Below are 18676 nucleotides of genomic sequence, written 5' to 3'. Positions count from 1 at the left end.
CAAAGCGCGCGGGTGATTCAGCCATGGAATCATCTGCCTCATCGCGATTTGGAGATCGAGGTCGCCGCGAGTAGGACATGGGCCACCAACTGGTCCTGCGCTTTCTCCACCGTCCAGCGCGTGGTCGGAACCGACACATTGATGGCCCCCACCGGCAACCCCTGGTCATCGGTGATCGCAGCCGCCACCGCTATGTCGCCGGCCATGGTCTGGTTCATGGCCAATGAGTAGCCCTTGTGCGCCGCCTCCTGCACCAGGGACAAAAGGACTTGCGGATCGGTTTCGGTGTCTGCGGTGACCGGACGCAGTGGCGTGGCGGCAATCACCGCACGCCGCTGCGCATCGTCGAGTTTCGACAAGATCGCCCGGCCCGATGCCGTAAAGACCGCAGGCAGCCGGTAACCCACGGCGAAATCGATGTTGACCAGATGCCGGCCCGGAAAGCGCGCCAGGAAGACCACCTCGTGCCCGTCCAACTCGTGCAAGTTGGCCGTTTCACCGAGACTGCGGCTGATGTCCAACAAATACGGGGACGCCCTCTCGATCAAGTCGCTGGAGCGCAAATAGTGGTAGGACAGACGCAAGACCTTCGAGCTCAGGCCGTACCGCAGTGAATCCGGGATGCGCCGCAGGTAGCCGAGCTTTTCCAGCGTGTAGACGAGTCGCTGCGTTGCGCTGCGGTCGAGTTCGGCATTGCGCGCTATTTCGGCCATCGACATATGGCGGTGCTGGCCATTGAACGCCTCCAACACCTGAAAGGCCTTTTCGGTCGAGCCGACGAACAGTGATGAGCGTGCTTGCGGTTTGGCCGGGGGCTTGGCGGATGGGGGGTTTTCTGCGCTCGATTTCGTTGCCACGATGTTCCTCAAGATGCCTCCGGACAGAGCGGCGAAATTATCCATGGCCCAAGCCCTCGGCCACGGCACGCCGCAGGCGTTTTCAGCCACCTGCCAGCGCTTCGGCCGCCAGGCAGCGCGCCATCTCGCAACGCAGCCGCGCCTGCAACCCGGCGGCCGGGGCCACCAGGGGGGCGAGCAGCAGCGGCGCATCGACACCGATCAGGTCCAGCACCGACTTCATCGGGCCCGGGTTGGTTTCGGCAAAAACCAGCTCCAGCAGCGGGATCAGGCGCCGGTGCAGTTCCAGGGCCTGGGCGATCCGGCCTGCGGCCGCCAGGTCATGGATGGCGCGCCAAGTGCGCGGCAGCATCGTGGCCGTGACGACGATACCGCCCCGGGCGCCGGCCGCCATCTGCAACGGCAGCAGCGAATCCTCGCCACCGAGCACCGCGAAGCGGTCCGACACGCCGGCCATGAGCCGCAGGAAATGGTACATGTCGGTGTTGCAGGCTTTCATGCCGATGATCCGCTCATGGCGCGAGAGTTCGTGCAGAACTTCCGGCGCAATGGCGATGCGGGTGCGGTAGGGAATCTCGTAGATCAGGATCGGCACCGGCGCAGCGTCGGCATAGCGCAGAAAATAGTCCCGGATGCCGGCCTGGGTGGGGCTGGTGTAGTACGGGGTGAGCAGCATCAGCGCATCGGCGCCAGCGTCGGCAAAGGCCCGGCCGGCCTGTAGCGCATCGTGAAAGCCCGGGTCGAGAACGCCGGGAATCACTGCCATCGTGCCGCCTGCGGCCTCGGCGCAAAGACCGACCATCTTCACCCGCTGCTGGCGCGGCAGCGCCCCGTATTCCCCGGTGCCGCCCAACGGCACCAGGCCGTCGATGCCGCGCTGCATCAGATAGGCCACCAAGGCCCGGGTGGCCTGCTCGTCGATGGTGTCGTCGGCGTTCACGGGGGTCGGAATGGCGGGGAAGATGCCGCGCAGCCGGGATGCTTTCATGGACGAGGATTCCTGGTTATGGTGATGGATGGCCCGCCGGGTACGGCCCGCCAGGGACGCTGCGCCACTGGCTTTGCCAGGCCGCTGGCGCCGCCCCGTCGGGCAAAGCTGCCGCGGGCGCGCCGGGGATGTTTCATTGCAGGCTGCGGCGCCGCAGCCTGTCGGCAACCTGAAGCAGCACCGCAATGAACGCCAGCAGGCAGGTCGATACCGCAGCGATCACCGGCGAGATCTGCAGCGTGACCTGGTCCCAGAACTGCTTGGGCAAGGTGGCGCTCATCCCGCCGGAGGCAAACAGCGAGATCGTCAGTTCGTCGAACGAGGTGGCGAAGGCGAACAGGAAGGAGGACATCAGCCCCGCAGCCAGGATCGGGAAGGTCACATGGCGCAGCGTCTGCCAGGGCCGCGCGCCCAGGCTTTGCGCAGCCAGGTCCAGCCGCATGTCGTAGTTGCGCAGCACGGCCATCATGGTCAGCACCACATACGGAACCGCAATCACCGTGTGGCCAAGCATCAGACCGAAGGAACTACCGACCAGACCGACCTTGGCGAAGAAATAAAACAGGCCCACCGCGATGATCATGCGCGGCACGATGATCGGAGACAGCACAAAGGCCAGCAACAGCGACTTGCCGCGCATGGTCGAGCGCGCCAGCAGCAAGGCCGCCGGCGTGCCGATCAGCAGCGCCAGGGCAGACGCTCCCAGGCCGACGATCAGCGAGCGCAGCCCGGCCTGCAGCCACAGCGGCGCGGCCAGCAGTTCCTGGTAATACTGCAGCGAAAACCCGCTGGGCGGCCAGTTCAACCCCGACCTGCCGGCCACGGACAGCGGGATCATCAGCAACGCGGGCACGCTCAGGAACAGCAGCGCCAGCACCACGAAGGCGCGCATCGGCAGCGAGCGGCCTGGTTCGGTGTTGCGCCCGATATTGCGCCCGATATTGCGCCCGGTGTTGCGCCCGGCCCTGGAAAACAGCGCCAGCAACCTGTCGCTGGCGCTGCCCAGCGCGGCCAGCAGCGCTTGGGCCTTGCGGTGCAGCATCGCGCTGCGGCTGCCGGGCCGGCCATGCTCCGGACTCGTGCCGGCCATCGTCGACAGGCCCAACAGCTTGTCGTACACCGCGAACACAGCCAGCACGACGATCAGCATCAGCACCGAAATCGCGCCGGCAAAGCCCCAGTTCATGGTCTGCTGAACCTGCTCGATGATCAATTGGGTGATCATGATTTCCTTGCGGCCGCCGAGCAGGGCCGGGACGATGAAAAAGCCGATCGCCGTGACGAACACCATGATGGCGCCCGCCGCAACGCCGGGCATCGAGAGCGGAAAGTACACGCGCCAGAACGCCGTGCCGGGACGGGCGCCGAGCGTCAGCGCGGCACGGGGCAGGTTGCGGTCGATGTTCTCCATCACCGACAGCATCGTCAGCACCGCCAGCGGCATCAGCGCATGCACCATGCTCACCAGCACCGCCCCGAGGCTGTACAACAGGTTGGCAGGAGCGTCTTGCAGGCCCGTGGCCGTCAGCCACTGGTTGATGACGCCGTTGCGCCCGAGCATCACGATCCATGCGAAAGCCCGCACCAGAAAGCTGGTCCAGAAAGACAGCAGCACCCAGAACAGCCAGGCGCTCTTGTGCTGCCGCGGCAGCGAGGCGATCAGGTAGGCCACCGGATAGCCGGCGATGACGCTGAGCACGGTGGTGCAGACCGATATCTTCAGCGTGATCAGCATCACGTTGACGTACACCGACGAGGCAAACAGTTGCCGGTATGGGGCCAACGTGAAAGCGCCGTCGCTGTAGACGCTCAGCAGCAGCAACTGGCCGACCGGGTAGACCAGCAGCAGCAAAAACAGCAATGCCAACGGTCCGCCCAGCAGCAGCGGGCGGAGCCACGGGGGGCGGCGCAAGGCGGTGCGGCGCATCGCTTACTCGGGCACCGCGACGGCGTCGGCGGCGTTCCAATGCAGGATCAGTTCCTGACCGGGCGCATGGCGCTGCGCTGGCCAGGCCGTCGGATAGGACACCACCACCGGCGTGTCGGCCGCTGTCTGCACATAGACCTTGGTGAGGCTGCCGGTGATCATGCTGTCGAGCACCTGGCCGCGCATGGCCTGGCCGGCCAGCATGTCTGCCGGGTTCGTCGGATCCGTCGGGCCCGCTTGCAGGCACAGGTTCTGCGGCCGCACCATCACCCGCACCTTGCGGCCAACGCACAGGGCGGCGCTGCACCTGGCCCGGACGCGGGAGCCGGCATGCGCCAATTCCACCCGCACCTCGTCGCCTTGCACTTCGGTGACGACGCCGGCAAACAGATTGGACTCGCCCAGAAAGTCGGCGACGAACAGCGTGCGGGGGCGCAAATACAGTTCGCGGGGACTGCCCGACTGCTCGATCTTGCCGCCGTTCATCAGACAGATTCTGTCGGACATCGTCATCGCCTCTTCCTGGTCATGCGTGACATAGACGATGGTGGTTCCAAGCTCGCGATGGATGCGCTTGATCTCCCACTGCATCTGGTCGCGCAGTTTCTTGTCGAGCGCGCCCAGCGGCTCATCCATCAGGATGATCGACGGGCGGTACACCAGGCAACGCGCCAGCGCGATGCGCTGCTGCTGGCCCCCCGACAGCTCCTTCGGAAAGCGTCGTGCCAGTTGGGGCAGGCGCACCATCTCCAGCGCCTGCGCCGCCTGCCGGCGCGCGCTGGACTCGCCGAGCTTGCGCATCTTCAGTGGAAAGCAGATGTTGTCCTCGACCGTCATATGCGGAAACAGCGCGTAGTTCTGGAACACCATGCCAATGTCACGCTCATAGGGCGCGCCATGGGTCACATCCACCCCGTTGATCAGCAGTTGCCCGCCATCGGGCACCGACAGCCCGGCGATCAGGCTGAGCAAGGTGGTCTTGCCCGAGCCAGAGGGCCCGAGCAAGCTCAGGAACTCGCCCTGCGCAACGCGCAAGTCGGTGGGCGCAAGCGCGACGAACTGGCCGTACTGCTTGGTCAGGCCGGTGATCACGAGCTTGTCTGCCATGCCAACGTCCTGCTGCCCGCTGCGGCCGTCACTGCAAGATCCAGGCGTTGAACCGCTCGGTCACCGCCGCCTGGTTGTCGAGCCAGTATCTGGCGTTGATCTGCACCCCATTGCCGATGTTGTCGGCGTGGCTCGGGCAGTTCCTGGCGACATCGGCCCTGATGTACCTGAAAGCCTCGGGCTGGGTCACGCCGGCCGGCAAATACCCGGTCAGCGCGGCCATGCGTTTCGGGTCGGAACTGAACTTGATGAACTCGCGGCAGGCCTGGGCCTGGGGCGTTCCCGCCAGGATGGCCCAACTGTCCAGACCCCACAGGTTCTGGTTCCAGACGATCGCCACCGGCGCGCCGTCGGCGATCGCGCTTTGCGGACGCGAGACCCAGGTGGCGAGCATGTCGACCTCGCCCGACTTGAGCATCTGCTCGACCTGCGCGCCGGAATTCCACCAGACATCGATGCCGGGTTTGATCTTGTCCAAATGGGCCAGCGCTCGATCGATGTCCAGCGGATACAGCGATGCGGCCGGCACGCCTGCGGCCATCGATGCCTCCTCGAGCGTGTCGAACGGGTGCTTGCGCAAGGCCCGGCGGCCGGGAAAATCCTTCAGGTTCCAGAAGTCGGCCCAGGAGTTGGGCGCCTTGCGGCCCTTGAAGGCATCGGTCCGGTACGCCAGCACGGTGCTATAGACATTGGCGCCGACGCCATAGGGCGACATGAAATGCGCGGGGATGCTGCGCACTGCGGGGTCGTTTTCCAGTTGGTGCTTGTCCAGATACACCTTGCCCCCTTGCGTGAGCAGCAAGATCGCGGGCTGGCTGATCTTGGCCATGTCCCAGGTGTAGTTCTTCGTCTCGACCATGCTGCGGATCTGGGCGATCGGCTCGGCGTTGGCCTGTGCGCCCAGGCATTCGATGCCGGTCTTTTCCGTGAACGGCTTATAGAACACGGCGTTGTACGCCCTGTTGTAGACGCCGCCATCGTCGCGTATGACGATGCGCCTGGACTGGGCGCGCGCGTATCGCAGCCATGCCGCAGCGGCGCACGTGCCAACGCCGGTTGCCGCGACCTTGAGCGCGCGCCGGCGGGAAGGGTTGTTGCGGGCCTGGTCATTCATCTGAAGTCCCCTCGACGTCAGTTCCGGCGCTGGTCCGGGTAGTGGCAACGGCCGGAAAGAGCCGGCCCGGGTTGAACAGTTGCTGCGGGTCGAGCAGCCCTTTGATGCCACGCATCATCGCGAGCTCAACCGCAGGCTTGAAGCGCGCCATCTCTTGCGTGAGCAACTGGCCTATGCCGTGCTCGGCGCTGAAACTGCCGCTCAGCGCATGGGCCACCGCGTGGACCGCCTGCCTGACGGCAGATGCGGCAGATGCCGTGGCCTGCCGGTCGGCAACGGCGCTCCATGGCCCGAAGCCGGCAAAGGGGATCAAAGGAATGAAGTGGACATTGCCATCCCCCAGGTGGGCCACGATGATGATCGGCAGCCCGGGCATGACCCGGTGCACGGCCAAGGTGGCGCGCTCGATGAATTCAGGAACGGCGGACACCGGCAGCGCGCAATCGGTGCTCAGGCCGATGCCGGCCTGCTTGTTGGCTTGCGACACGCTGTGCCGCAAGGCCCAGAGCGCCGCGCGCTGCGGGCCGCTGGCGGCCAGGCTTGCGTCCAGCACCCAGCCTTGGGCCAGACCTTGCTGCAGCGTTTCTTGCAGCGCGCCGGTCAATGCCGGCTCTGCGCCAGAGTCCGCCAACTCGACCAACACATGCCAGGCGTAGCTGGCAGGCAGTGGCGCGCGCCGGCCCGGCACATGTTCGAGCACATAGTCGAGCTGCGGCCCGTTCATCATCTCGAACGCCGACAGGCTGGCGCCGCAGCGCCTTTGAAAAAGCGCCAGCATGTCGAGCGCAGCCGCCGGATTGGGCACGGCCATCCATGCCACCGCCTGCGCCGTCGGCAATGGGTGCAACTTCAGGCAGGCCGCCGTGATGACGCCCAAGGTGCCCTCGGAGCCTATGAACAGATGCTTGAGGTCCAGGCCGGTATTGTTCTTGCGCAGCCGGTACAGGCCATCCCAGATCTGCCCGTCAGGCAACACCACCTCCAGCCCCAGGACGTTCTCGCGCGTATTGCCGTAGCGCAACACCCCGGTGCCCCCGGCGTTGGTGGCGATATTGCCGCCGATCTGGCAAGACCCCTCGGCCCCCAGACTGACCGGGTACAACCGCCGTCGTTCGCTGGCCGCCTGCTGCACCGCCGCCAGCACGCAGCCGGCTTCCACCACCATCGAATCGTTGGCCGTGTCGATGGCGCGCACGGCACGCATGCGCGCCAGGTTGATGAGCATCGGCGCCGCACCGTCCGGCCATGGCACCGAGCCGCCAGACAGGCTGGTATTGCCGCCTTGTGCCAGCACCGGAACCCGCAACCGGCCAGCGATGCGCACGGCTGCGGCAACCTGCTGCGTGCAAGACGGCAGCACGACACAGGCCGCAGGCCCACCGTACCGGCCGCGCCAGTCTTGCAGGTAGCCAGCGACCTCGGCTTCGGAAACCAGAACCGCCTGTGCGCCAAGCGCTGTTTGGAGCTGCGCGACCAAGGACATCGATCGATCCGCTTTCGTGAACGAGGAACGGATTGTATATTGATCGTCATGAAATTGACATTGTTCTTTCAACAATCTTCATTGATTGCATATCGATTATTTTTCCAATCGCACACAAAGGTCTCGGCACCACGGAAAGCCCCCGCCGCGCCTGCCATCCGTTGCCTGACCAAACCCATGCAAAAGACCACCGGGCAAAGACGACATGCCCTGGCCGCAGCCCATCGGGCCTGCGGCGCACGGGCGCAACACGCCGACGGGGCCGACTGGGCCGACGGGGCCGACGGGGCCGACCAGCCCTCGTCCACAGGCCCCCTGCCCTTGGTTTGTGTCTGCGGATGGGTTGCGCCCCGGATGGCAGCGGCGCCGCGATAGCGCGCCGCGGCCGAGCGCCTGGCTTCGTCACTCAGGCAAGCGGTGGCCGAGAGCGGCGGTGGAGCGCCGCCCCGGGGCCTCCAATGCCCTGGCGGCCGACGCGGCGGTCCAGTCCGGTGCGGGGCACACCATGCCGGTGGGCGTGGTGACGGCGCACGCTGTCGGCCCCGAGGCTCAGCCCTGCTGGCAGACCCTCAGCACATCGGCGCCATAGGCTTGCAGCTTCTTGGCCCCCATGCCGCTGATGCCCTGCAACTCTTGCAGCGTGCCCGGTTTGCGCTCGGCGATCGCGGCCAGCGTGGCGTCGTGGAAGATCACGTAGGCCGGCAGGTTGTGCTCGCGCGCCACCTCGGCGCGCCAGGCCTTGAGGTTGATGAAGCGCACCTGGGCGTCCGACCCCAGGTTGGCGGCTGCGGCCGGCGGGGCGTTGGCCCTGCCGCTCTTGCGCGTGCGCTGAGCGGCAGCGGTCGAGACCGACGCCCGCAGATGCACCGGCACCTCGCCCCGGAGCACGGCGCGTGAGCCTTCGGTCAGGCACAGGGTGTCAAAGCTGTGGCCGCTGTCGAGCAACACCTTGTGCAGCCCCAGGGCGCCGGAGGCGACCAGTTGGCGCAGCACGCTGCGCAGTTGCGCCTCGCTCAGGTCGGCGCCGATGCCGAAGGTCGAGAGGGTCTCGTGCCGGAACTGCGCCACCTTCTCGGTCTGCTTGCCGCGCAGTATGTCCATGATGTGGCCGGCGCCAAAGTGGAGGCCGCTGGCCTTGTGCACGCGGTAGATGGTCGACAGCAGTTTGCGGGCGGCGTCGGTCGCATCCCACACTGCGGCCGGGTGCAGGCAGTTGTCGCAGTTGCCGCAGGGCGTCGAAGCATCGCCGAAGTAGGCCAGCAGCCGCACCCGGCGGCAATCGGTGGCCTCGGCCAGGGCCAGCAGCGCATCGAGCTTGCCGCGCAGCACCTGCTTGAACTCTTCGCCGGCAGGGCTTTCATCGATCATGCGGCGCTGGTTGACCACATCGTTCAGGCCATAGGCCATCCAGGCGTCGGCGTTCAGCCCGTCGCGGCCCGCGCGGCCGGTTTCCTGGTAGTAGCCTTCGATGTTCTTGGGCATGTCGACATGGGCCACAAAGCGCACGTCGGGCTTGTCGATGCCCATGCCGAAGGCGATGGTGGCCACCATGATGATGCCTTCCTCGCGCAGGAAGCGGTCCTGGTTGAACTGGCGCAGCCGGGTGTCCAGGCCCGCGTGGTAGGGCAAGGCCTGGTGGCCCGCAGCGCTGAGCGTGGCGGCCAACTCCTCCACCCGCTTGCGCGACTGGCAGTACACCACACCCGCTTCGCCCGCATGCTCGCGCGCGATGAAGCGCAGCAACTGCGCGGTGGCGTCCTTCTTCTCGACGATGGTGTAGCGGATGTTGGGCCGGTCGAAGCTGCTGATGAACAGGCGCGCTTGTTCGAGTTGCAGCCGCTCGATGATGTCGGCCCGCGTGAGCGCATCGGCCGTGGCCGTCAGCGCAATGCGCGGCACGCCCGGATAACGCTGGTGCAGCACCGTCAGTGCGCGGTATTCGGGGCGAAAGTCATGGCCCCACTGGCTCACGCAATGCGCCTCATCGATCGCAAACAGGCTCAGTTGGCGCTGCTGGTACAGCCCGTCGAGCAGGCCCAGAAAGCGCGGCGTGTTCAGCCGTTCGGGCGCGGCATACAGCAGCGTGATGGCGCCGGTTTGCAACTGCCGCTCCACCTCCAGCGTCTGCTCGAAGCTCTGCGTGGAGTTCAGGAAGGCCGCATCGACGCCCGCCTCGTGCAGCGCACCGACCTGGTCGTGCATCAACGCAATCAGCGGCGAGACCACGATGCCCACCCCGCGCCCCTGCTGCTGGCGCACGATGGCCGGCACCTGGTAGCACAGCGACTTGCCGCCCCCGGTGGGCATCAGCACCAGCGCGTCGCCACCGGCAATCACATGTTCGACGATGGCCTGCTGGGGGCCGCGAAATTGCTCATAGCCAAAAACATCGTGCAAAACGGAATGCGCGGCGGACAACTTGATAACTCTCTTTTTGATAGCAAACGGCGCGTATGAATCAAGCGCTGCATGTCGGTTTCATACCAGGCCGTGAGTGGAGTGGGCTGAGATGGGGTGGGCCGGGCGCAGCGCAGGCCAACTGCCGGCAAAGGCGCATATTGTGCGCTGCCAGGGGGCCGGTTGGCGATTGCACCGGGCTAGTGTCGCGTCACCGATCATCTGTCGGTCTGCGCTGGCCATCGAAGCGCATCGCGGCGTTGCATCGCTTGCCAATACGCTCGGTATTGGCTGCGCGATGCGCCTTGCGCTGCGCTCCGATGGCTGCGCGCAGCCTACGACATCTGATCGGTGACACGACACTAGCGTCGCGTCACCGATCATCTGTCGGTCTGCGCTGGCCATCGAAGCGCATCGCGGCGTTGCATCGCTTGCCAATACAGCTCGGTATGGGCTGCGCGCTGCGCCTTGCGCTGCGCTCCGATGGCTGCGCACAGCCTACGACATCTGATCCGTGACGCGACATTAGTCGTACCGGATGGTGTAGATGATGTCCAGCGCGCTCTTCGCGCCGGTCTGCCCGCGCAGTGTGAGGCGGCGCGAGAGGTCGTAGAAGATGTACAGCGTGCCCAGTGTGCCCGACAGGCTGTGCTCGTAGGTCACATACAAATCCCGGCTCAGCCGCTTGCCGAAGGTCAGGGCTGCCGCGCTGGCGTCTTCACCTGCGGCCGGGCCGCGAAAACCGATTTCGTCCAGACCCAGGCGGCTGGCGGCGTCGGCGACGGTGCTGCCGTTGCCCTTGCGGCCCAGCAGGGCCAGGGCGGCTTGTTGCAGCATCGCGGCTTCGGCGCCGCCAGCGGATGGGTCGCGGCCCAGCAGCACCCAGGACAGCGTCTCTGCGTCGGGCAACTCGGGGTCGGCGTAGAGCTTGACGCGCGGCGCCTGGGCGCTGCCGGTGATTTGCACGCCCGCGCGCACGCTGATGTTCGGGCGCAGCGCCAGGATGTCGAGCGATGGGTTGTCGTAGGGGCCGTTGAAGCGGATCAGGCCGACCTCGACATCCAGCACCTGGCCCCAGGCGCGGTAGCGGCCTTGTTCGGTGCGCAGTTCGCCGGTCACGCGCGGCGCAGCGCCCGGCTCGGTGCTGCTGTGGATGTTCAGCGCCCCCGTCAGCCGGGTGGTGATGCCCTGGCCTTGCAGCGCAAAGTCGCGCCCCAGATCGAGGCTGATGGCGATCTCGGGCGGCTTGGCGGTTTGCGCCCGGGCGGCGGGCTGGCCAGCCCGGGTGGCGGCGCTGGCCTGGTCCTGGCGCCCTTTGGCGGCAGAGCGCAGAACCACGTCCGCGCCCAGGCGGGGTGCCGATTCGTCGGGCAGGATGATGGTGGCGCGGTCGGTGCGCAGTTGGCCGCGCAGGCTGATCTGCCCCTGCTGCAGCAGGGCCTGCAACCGGCCCGACACACTGATTTGGCGGTCGGCCCGCACCTGCACCTGCAAGCCCTTGGCCTCGGCCTGCAACGACATGGCAATGCCCGACAGGCCATCGGTTGCCGCCTGGCTGTCACCCCAGCTGATGCGGCCGGTGCCGGTGAGTGTGCCGCCGTCCTGCGGTGCTGCCGTGCGGTTGCCGCTCATGCCCGCGATGCGCGCGCTGCTGCCGCGCCCGCCCTGCAAACGCAGTTCGGTGATGTCCAGTCGATTGCCGCGCAGCGTGGCGCGCAGGCGCCCGCCTTGCAGGTCGACGCCATCGAGCACCGATCGCAGCGCCAGTTCATCGGCCCCCAGCGTGCCCACCCAGCGCGGCGCATTGCGCGTGCCCGACAGGGTGGCGCTGGCGTCGAGTGTGCCGCGCACGCGCCAGCCGGGCGGCGCCAGGATCGACCACAGCCCGATGTCGGGCAGCCGCGCGCGCAGGCTGCCGGCCAGCGGCGCATCTGCCGCCCAGCCAAAGCCGCTGGCCGCGCCGGGGCGGGCCGGCGTGAAGCGGGTGCTGAGGCTGGCATCGATGGCACCGGCGCGCTCGCTGTCCCAGAGCAGGTCGGCGCGCAGCCGGTCGCCGTTGGCCTCGATGCTGATCTCTGCCTGGCGCACGCCGGCTGCGCTGCCGTTGGTTGCCGTGCTGGCCGTGGCGGTTTTTGCCGGCGTCCCGATGGCGTCCAGGGCATCGCCCCACTGAATGCGCAGATCGCCGCTGGCGCGGCGCAGGCTGGCGCGGGCGCGCAGGGTGTCGCCGCTGTCCACGCTCCATTGCCCGTCCAGCAGCATGTCGCTGTCCAGCCCCATGCGCGCGAGCACGGACGGGCCGGTGGCGGCCGCCGTCTGGCCCGGCCCCAGCGCATCGACCCAGGCCAGGGGCAGGCCCTGCAACGTGCCCCGGGTCTGCAACCGCAGCGCCGAGTCTGCCGCCATGGACCAGTGCAAGGGCTGCCAGCGCAGCGCCACTGCGCCGGGCAGCGGGCCGGTCAGACGGGCCTGGCCGGCCGATGTCTCGACGGCCAGTCCGTGCGCTCTGGCCGTGCTGCGCACGGTCATGCCCAAAGGCGCTGACAGTTGCAGCGTCCAAGGCCCGGGGCGCCGGCTGTCTTGCGCCTGCAAGCGCAGTTCGCCGATCTGCAACTGCCATTGCCCGGCGGCCACCAGCCCGGCGGAAAGCTGTGTTTGCAAGCTCGCCTGGAGGGGTGCCTGCAAGTCCGCTTGTGGATGTGCCTGCAAGCCAGTTTGCAGGGGCGCCTGCACCCCCGGGGTGCGCATTTGTGCGGCGAGGGCGAGCCGGGCTTGGGCCAAGCTGCCGGAGAGTTCGGCCTGCACGGCGCGCAATTGCAATGACTGCATCGGCATGGCCTGGCCGGCAGCCGCTGCGCTGCCGGTGCCCACCGGGGACGGCCAGGCCAGATCGAGCTGCGCGCTGCTCAGCGTGGCCTGCAACTCGAACGTCGGCTGGCTGCCGGGCAATGCCGTGCCGGCGCTGGCGGCCTGCAGTTGCTGCGCCAGGGTCTGCCAACCGCCCTTCCAGCGCGCGCTGACCTGCGCTGCGCCTTTGATCTGTGCCGTGTCTTGCAGCGCGCGTTGCAGTCCGGCGCCGACCCAGGGCAGGCTGGTCAGCCAGCGCTGATGGCGCTCGGTGTCGCTCCAGTGCAGTTGCAGTTCGCCGGCGCCGTTGCGCGGCGCGATCTGTCCTTGCGCCTGCACGCTGGCGCCGGGCATGGTCAGCGTGAACTGGCCTTCGGCGGACTGCGCACCCGGCGCCACGCGCAAGTCGGTGGCCTCGATGCGTGCTTGCAGCGCGTCGAGCAGCAGGTGCTCCAGCCGCAGGCTGGCGCCACCGGACCGCAGGCCGGCGCCATCGAGCCGCAGGCCGGCGCCTGTGGGCGCAGCCGACGGTGTCTGCCAACTGCCGCGCGCGCTCAAGCGGTTGATGCGCAGCGGGGTGCTGTCATCGGTCGAGGCCGCAGGCGCTGCGCGGATATCCGCGTCGAAGCGCAGCGTCGGCCCCTGCATCTGCGCATCGACATGGCCAGACAGCGGCGCAGCGGCCAGCAGGCTGTGCAAGGCGTCGGGGCGCAGCGCGCGCAATATGGCCTGGCCCTGCAGCGCGCCGGTGGCGGGCAGGTACTGGCCCTGGGCCGTGGCGCTGCCGGCGCCAAACTCGATGGTGGCGCCGGGCATGCTCCAGCGGCTGCCGTCGTAACTGACGCTGGCTTGCAGCGCGCTGACGGGCAGGCGGCCCCGGTCCCATGGGCCGGCCAGGGTGTTGCGCAGTTGCGCCTGGATCGACCAGCGCGCCGCCTGGCCCGGCACAGGCCCCGCCGTCAGCCGGCCATGCAACTGCGTGGCCGGGGCCTGCGGCCATAGCGCCGCCAGATTCACCGCACGCAGCGCGGCGCTGGCCGAACGCAGCGGCTGCGGCGCCCAGGGCGCCAGCGTGGCTTGTATCTCGGCCTGCGCTGGCGTGGCAGGGGTTGTGGTCTGGCGCTGCGGCTTGGCGCCGGGTGGCGCCGGGCGGGCGGGCCTGGCTTCGGCGCTGGCCAATGGGCGCAAGCGGGCGCGCAGTTGCAACTGCGCTGCGGCCGTGGCCAGCGTGCCTTGCAGCGTGGCCTGCGCGCCCAGCGACAGGGTGGGCGCGCTGCCAGGAACGGCAGGAGTGCCGCCGGGCGGTAGATCGAGGCCCGCGCCGTCGGGCGCGAGAGCGCGGGCCGCGCCGGACACATGACCGTCCAGCGTGACATCGAGGGCCATCGGGGCCTGGGCCTGCAAGGTGGCGCGGGCGCTGTAGCGGCCCTGGGCAAGCTCCACGGCGCCAATGTTCAGGCGGTGCTCGCGCCCATCGAACCGGTAGTCGCCCTCCAGACCCCGGGCGGCCACGGCGGGCGCTCCGGCCCAGTGCAGTTGGTCGATGCGAAATGGCAGGTCGATCTGCAGCGGCAGCAGCCACTGCGTGGGGGGAGCCAGCGGCGCAGGCTCGGCGCCTGTGGCCACGGGCGTGATCTGCACGCGCGCGGCATGCAGTTCGCTCAGTTCCAGCCGGCGTTGCAGCAAGGGGGCCAGGCGCCAGCCCAGGCGCAGTTCGGTCACTTCCAGCGCCAGGTCCGGGCTGCTCCAGCGCAGCCAGCCAATGCGCCCGCCGCTGCGCAGCGAGCCGCTGACCGCGCGGCTTTCCAGCCGCTGCCCGGCGGGCAGGTAATGCGCGGCCTGGCTGAGCGCGCTGGCCAGCGATGTGTCGCTGCCGGCCCAGTGCCACAGCAGCACGCCGGCCGCCAGCAGCAGTGCCAGCCCGGCCCGCAGCAGCCCGCCCAATGCCCGCAGCACCGGGGGCGCACGCAGCGGGCGCCGGGGTGCTGCGGCGCCGGAGTCCGCAGCCCGGGCGCGGGGTGTGGGCGTCGCGCTGCGCATCAGAAACTGAACCCCAGGCGCAGGTGCAGGCGCAGTTTTCTGGCTCTCAGGCCATAGGCCAGGTCGGTCTGCAGCGGGCCGACGGGGCTGCGCCAGCGCAGGCCGGCGCCGAGTCCGACCAGCGGCCTGAGTGCGCCCCGGCCCCAGCGGTCGGCCACCGCGCCGGCGTCGATGAACAGGGTGCTCTCCCAGTCGCTGAGCGCGCCGCGATAGACGATGGGGCGCTGCCATTCGAGGCTGCCTGCGGCCAGATAACGGCCGCCGTGCAGTTGGCCATCCCCGGTGCGGGCGCCGATGCTGTGGTAGCCATAGCCGCGCACGGTGGTGTCGCCGCCGGTCAGAAAAAGCTCGGTCTCGGGGATTGGCGCGTCCGCGCGGGCCAGCACGGCGCCGGCCTCGGCGCGCAGCGCCACGCGGGCATTGCGGCCTTTGCCGGCCGCGTCCTGCACCCGTCCGGCCGGAATGAAGGATTGCCAGCGCGCCAGGGTGCGCAGGAACAGGTCGCGCTTGGGCCGCAGCGTGCTGCCCAGGCCCAGTTCCAGCGCCACGCCATGGCCGCTCGTGGGGGCCGTCGGGTTGTTGAAGTAGCGGCCGGTCCAGCCGTAATTGGCGCTCACTGCGGTGCTGTCCGGGATTGCGGCCAGCCCCTGGCGGTTGTGGCTTTTGCTGTTCGCCGCGTCGTATTGCAGGAAGTAGTTGCGGTCTATGTTCTGCGTGCTTTGGCTGCGGCCGGTGCGCAGCCGCGCGCTGTCGACGTCGTAGTCGCCGTTGACTTCGCGCTGCAACCGGGCGCCGGCAAACCAGCGCCAGCCGTCGTCCTCGGGCAGGGCGGTCCATTCGGTGCCGGCGCTTTGCGCCTGGCGCTCGAGCGCGAGTTTGCTCACGGCGCGCCAGCCCAGGCCGGGCAGCCGGTTGTGCATGTGCTCCAGCGACAGGCGCGCGCCGCCGTCGGTGGAAAAGCCGGGGCCGAAGACCAGTTTTTGCAGCCGGGCTTCACGCAGTTGCGCCACCACGGGGGCGGCCTGCGGGTCGCTGCCTTCGGTGTCCAGGGTCAGGAACACGGAGTCGTAATAGCCGCTGCTGGCCAGGCGCTGCTGCGCGTCGAGCATCCGGGCCTCGTCATAGTCGGCGCCGGTGGGCAGGCGCGCCAGGCGGCGCGCGCCGTCGGGCGCGTAGCGCTGGCTGCCTTCCAGACGCAAGGGCCCGAAGCGGTAGGCCGGGCCGGTGTCGTAGGTCACGTTGAGCCGGGCCTGGTGCTGGTCGGCGTCGATCTCCGCCTGGCTGTCGACAATGCGCGCCGTGGGGTAGCGCCGGGCCTGCAACTGGCGCAGTCCGTCGTTCTTGGCCGCCTCCCAGGCCGATTGGGTAAAGGGCTGGCCCGGTGCCAGCGACCAATTACGCCGCACCCGCTGTTGGGCGCGGCTTTCGGCGTCGTCCACAGCGCGTGCGCCGTGGGCAAAAGCGATGTCTGCGCTGGCAATGCGGGTTTGCGCGCCTGTCTGCACGCTGATGACCACGGTGCGCGGTGCTTCCTGGCTGTCCGGCGTCTGGCTCGATTCGACCGTGATCTCGGGGGCAAAGTAACCCATGGTGCCCAGCAACTCGCGGGCGTTGGCGTCGACCGCCCCCAGCAGGCGCTGCAATTCGTTGCGCTGCAGGTCGCTCAGATGGCGAAAACGCAGCAGTTCCAGGTGGCGCTCGAGCACCTCGCGCACATCGTCCGGCGCCCGCAGTTCCACGGCAAAGGCGGGGGCGGCCGTTGCGGCAAGGTCGGCATGCGCCGGGTCCGGCTTGTCCGCGCGCGGCAGCAGGCTGCAGGCTTGCAGGCTCAGCGCATTGAACAGCAATAACGCCGCCCATCGGGCTGGCGCCGGGATGATGGTTGTGGAGCGCAGTATGCAAAAACTCACGATGAACTTTGGATGAATGAAAGGGCGCGGCCCATGCTCTGAACTCGTGCAGCGCCAGCCGCGCCACTATGCCCGCAAAAGCACGGGCCCCGTGTCGGACAAAGGCGCACGATGCAGGCGCGCATCGTAAGCGCACGCGGCGCACCGTGCGCCGCCGGTACGCACCGCCGCACCCGGGGGTCGGGCGCTTGGCCCCTGCTATTTGGACAGCAGCCGCATGGTTTCTTCCAGCCCCTTGAGCGACAAAGGGTGCATGCGGCCGCTGATGATCTGCTGGATGATGCCGATGCTCTGGCGGTACTGCCACACGCCCTGGGGCTCGGGGTTGATCCACGCATGACGGGGAAAGGCGTGCGTCAGGCGCTGTAGCCACTCGGCGCCCGGCTCTTCGTTGTTGTATTCCACGCTGCCGCCGGGTTGCAGGATTTCGTAGGGGCTCATCGTGGCGTCGCCGACGAAGATCAGTTTGTAGTCCTTGTTGTACTTGCGGATGATGTCCCAGGTCGGAAACTTCTCGGCAAAGCGGCGGCGGTTGTTCTTCCACATGAAGTCGTAGACGCAGTTGTGGAAGTAATAGAACTCCAGGTGCTTGAACTCGGTCTTCACGGCCGAGAACAGCTCTTGCACGCGCTGTATGTGCTCGTCCATCGTGCCGCCCACATCCATCAGCAGCAACACCTTCACGTTGTTGTGCCGCTCGGGCACCATCTTGATGTCGAGGTAGCCCGCATTGGCCGCCGTGCTGCGTATGGTGTCGGGCAGGTCGAGCTCCAACTCATGGCCTTCGCGCGCGAACTTGCGCAAGCGGCGCAGCGCCACCTTGATGTTGCGCGTGCCCAGTTCCTGCTGGTCGTCGTAGTCCTTGTAGACGCGCTGCTCCCAGACCTTCACGGCGCTGCGGTTCTTGCCCACGCCGCCGATGCGCACGCCCTGTGGGTTGTAGCCGCCATGGCCAAAGGGGCTGGTGCCGCCGGTGCCGATCCACTTGCTGCCGCCCTCGTGGCGTTCCTTTTGCTCTTCGAGGCGCTTTTTCAGCGTCTGCATCAGTTCGTCCCAGTCCATCTTGCCGATGGCGGCTTTTTGTTCGGGCGTGAGCTCGTTGTCCAGTATCTTGCGCAGCCAGTCGGCCGGGATCTCCCGGCTGAAGTCGGCCACCAGTTCCACCCCCTTGAAATAAGCGCCAAAGGCCCGGTCGAAGCGGTCGTAATGCCGCTCGTCCTTGACCAGCGTCAGGCGCGCCAGGCTGTAGAAATCGTCCAGGCTCCAGGCGTCATCCGACCTGGGGCCGACCACGCCGGCCTGCAGGGCCTGCAGCAGCGTGAGGTACTCCTTGACCGACACCGGCAACTTCGCCGAGCGCAGCGTGTAGAAGAAATCGATCAACATGGTTGCAGCCCTGTGCGCCTGTCAATCCTTCGCATGTTGCTCTAAAAGATATAGCAACTGGGCCTTGGCCTCGGGCCATTCCCCGGCACGCATGCTGTACATCACGGTGTCGCGGATGGTGCCGTCGCGGCGCAGCGCGTGGCCGCGCAGCACGCCGTCCTTCCTGGCGCCCAGGCGCTCGATGGCTTTTTGCGAGGCAAAGTTGTAGTTGTCGGTGCGCCAGCCCACCACATGGCAGCCCAGGGTGTCGAAGGCATGGCCCATCATCAACAGCTTGGCGGTGGTGTTGACATGGGAGCGCTGCACGCTCTTGCGGTACCAGGTCCAGCCGATCTCCACACGTTTGACGGCGGCAATGATGTCGTGGTAGCTGGTCGCGCCCAGCACCTGGTCCGTGGCATCGTCGACCACGGCAAAGGCGAACCGGTTGCCGTCGGCGCGCATCTGCAACGCGGTCTCGATGTAGGCGCGGGTGTCTTGCGGCTCGGGCACCGAGGTGACGCGCAACTTCCACAGTTGGCCATCGGCAGCGGCGGCACGCAGCCCCTGTTCATGGCTGAGCGCCAGCGGTTCCAGACGCAGGCCGCGGTCGCGCAAAATGACGGGTTGAACGAACATGG

12 protein-coding genes are annotated in these 18676 nt (G+C 67.9%); 1 reads left to right on the top strand and 11 read right to left on the bottom strand.

The features are described from left to right. Positions 1-38: 38 nt before the first annotated feature. The 7 genes from VEIS_RS11605 to recQ all read right to left on the bottom strand — a co-directional run bounded on the left by VEIS_RS11605 (position 39) and on the right by recQ (position 9894). Positions 39-902 (bottom strand): IclR family transcriptional regulator, encoded by an 864-nt coding sequence (locus tag VEIS_RS11605; RefSeq protein ID WP_011810118.1) that lies wholly within the window; start codon positions 900-902, stop codon positions 39-41. A 37-nt stretch (positions 903-939) separates the two neighbouring features. Then, a complete protein-coding gene (locus tag VEIS_RS11600; protein ID WP_011810117.1) occupies positions 940-1845 on the bottom strand; it encodes a dihydrodipicolinate synthase family protein in 906 nt (301 codons plus the stop codon). 133 nt (positions 1846-1978) lie between these two features. Beyond that, positions 1979-3772 (bottom strand): ABC transporter permease subunit, encoded by a 1794-nt coding sequence (locus VEIS_RS11595; RefSeq protein WP_011810116.1) that lies wholly within the window; start codon positions 3770-3772, stop codon positions 1979-1981. A gap of 3 nt (positions 3773-3775) precedes the next feature. After that, entirely contained in the window at positions 3776-4879 is a 1104-nt protein-coding gene (locus tag VEIS_RS11590; RefSeq protein ID WP_011810115.1) for an ABC transporter ATP-binding protein, read from the bottom strand. Between the two features lie 28 nt (positions 4880-4907). Continuing rightward, a complete protein-coding gene (locus VEIS_RS11585) occupies positions 4908-5993 on the bottom strand; it encodes an ABC transporter substrate-binding protein (protein ID WP_011810114.1) in 1086 nt (361 codons plus the stop codon). Beyond that, entirely contained in the window at positions 5986-7476 is a 1491-nt protein-coding gene (locus VEIS_RS11580) for an FAD-binding oxidoreductase (protein WP_011810113.1), read from the bottom strand. Before VEIS_RS11580 ends, VEIS_RS11585 begins: the two co-directional genes overlap by 8 nt. A gap of 549 nt (positions 7477-8025) precedes the next feature. Beyond that, positions 8026-9894, bottom strand: a complete 1869-nt coding sequence (recQ, locus tag VEIS_RS11575; RefSeq protein WP_011810112.1) for a DNA helicase RecQ — start codon at positions 9892-9894, stop codon at positions 8026-8028. A 182-nt stretch (positions 9895-10076) separates the two neighbouring features. Between recQ and VEIS_RS30510 the strand changes: the two genes are divergently transcribed. Next, positions 10077-10391, top strand: a complete 315-nt coding sequence (locus VEIS_RS30510; protein ID WP_232287902.1) for a hypothetical protein — start codon at positions 10077-10079, stop codon at positions 10389-10391. A 7-nt stretch (positions 10392-10398) separates the two neighbouring features. Here VEIS_RS30510 and VEIS_RS11570 read toward each other — a convergent pair whose 3' ends face one another. The 4 genes from VEIS_RS11570 to VEIS_RS11555 form a co-directional block, all read right to left on the bottom strand. After that, entirely contained in the window at positions 10399-14760 is a 4362-nt protein-coding gene (locus VEIS_RS11570) for a translocation/assembly module TamB domain-containing protein (RefSeq protein ID WP_011810110.1), read from the bottom strand. Continuing rightward, positions 14760-16670, bottom strand: coding sequence for an autotransporter assembly complex protein TamA (locus VEIS_RS11565; protein ID WP_011810109.1), 1911 nt, complete (start codon positions 16668-16670; stop codon positions 14760-14762). The genes VEIS_RS11570 and VEIS_RS11565 overlap by 1 nt, the downstream gene beginning before the upstream one ends. Before the next feature lie 198 nt (positions 16671-16868). Next, positions 16869-18056, bottom strand: coding sequence for a vWA domain-containing protein (locus VEIS_RS11560; protein ID WP_011810108.1), 1188 nt, complete (start codon positions 18054-18056; stop codon positions 16869-16871). 21 nt (positions 18057-18077) lie between these two features. Beyond that, on the bottom strand, positions 18078-18674 hold the full coding sequence (locus tag VEIS_RS11555; protein ID WP_011810107.1) for a GNAT family N-acetyltransferase: 597 nt from the start codon (positions 18672-18674) through the stop codon (positions 18078-18080). Positions 18675-18676: the final 2 nt, after the last annotated feature.

Source organism: Verminephrobacter eiseniae EF01-2, assembly GCF_000015565.1.
GTDB lineage: Bacteria > Pseudomonadota > Gammaproteobacteria > Burkholderiales > Burkholderiaceae_C > Acidovorax > Acidovorax eiseniae.
Note: the sequence above shows the minus strand (reverse complement) of the source record. Positions and strands in the feature narration are given on the sequence as shown.

What these genes read in the sequence shown, in the direction of transcription:
- VEIS_RS11570 (WP_011810110.1), bottom strand. Translation starts at nt 14,760, where the DNA reads ATGCGCAGCGCGACGCCCACACCCCGCGCCCGGGCTGCGGACTCCGGC.
- VEIS_RS11560 (WP_011810108.1), bottom strand. Translation starts at nt 18,056, where the DNA reads ATGTTGATCGATTTCTTCTACACGCTGCGCTCGGCGAAGTTGCCGGTG.
- VEIS_RS11580 (WP_011810113.1), bottom strand. Translation starts at nt 7,476, where the DNA reads ATGTCCTTGGTCGCGCAGCTCCAAACAGCGCTTGGCGCACAGGCGGTT.
- VEIS_RS11585 (WP_011810114.1), bottom strand. Translation starts at nt 5,993, where the DNA reads ATGAATGACCAGGCCCGCAACAACCCTTCCCGCCGGCGCGCGCTCAAG.
- VEIS_RS11590 (WP_011810115.1), bottom strand. Translation starts at nt 4,879, where the DNA reads ATGGCAGACAAGCTCGTGATCACCGGCCTGACCAAGCAGTACGGCCAG.
- VEIS_RS11605 (WP_011810118.1), bottom strand. Translation starts at nt 902, where the DNA reads ATGGATAATTTCGCCGCTCTGTCCGGAGGCATCTTGAGGAACATCGTG.
- VEIS_RS11555 (WP_011810107.1), bottom strand. Translation starts at nt 18,674, where the DNA reads ATGTTCGTTCAACCCGTCATTTTGCGCGACCGCGGCCTGCGTCTGGAA.
- VEIS_RS11600 (WP_011810117.1), bottom strand. Translation starts at nt 1,845, where the DNA reads ATGAAAGCATCCCGGCTGCGCGGCATCTTCCCCGCCATTCCGACCCCC.
- VEIS_RS11595 (WP_011810116.1), bottom strand. Translation starts at nt 3,772, where the DNA reads ATGCGCCGCACCGCCTTGCGCCGCCCCCCGTGGCTCCGCCCGCTGCTG.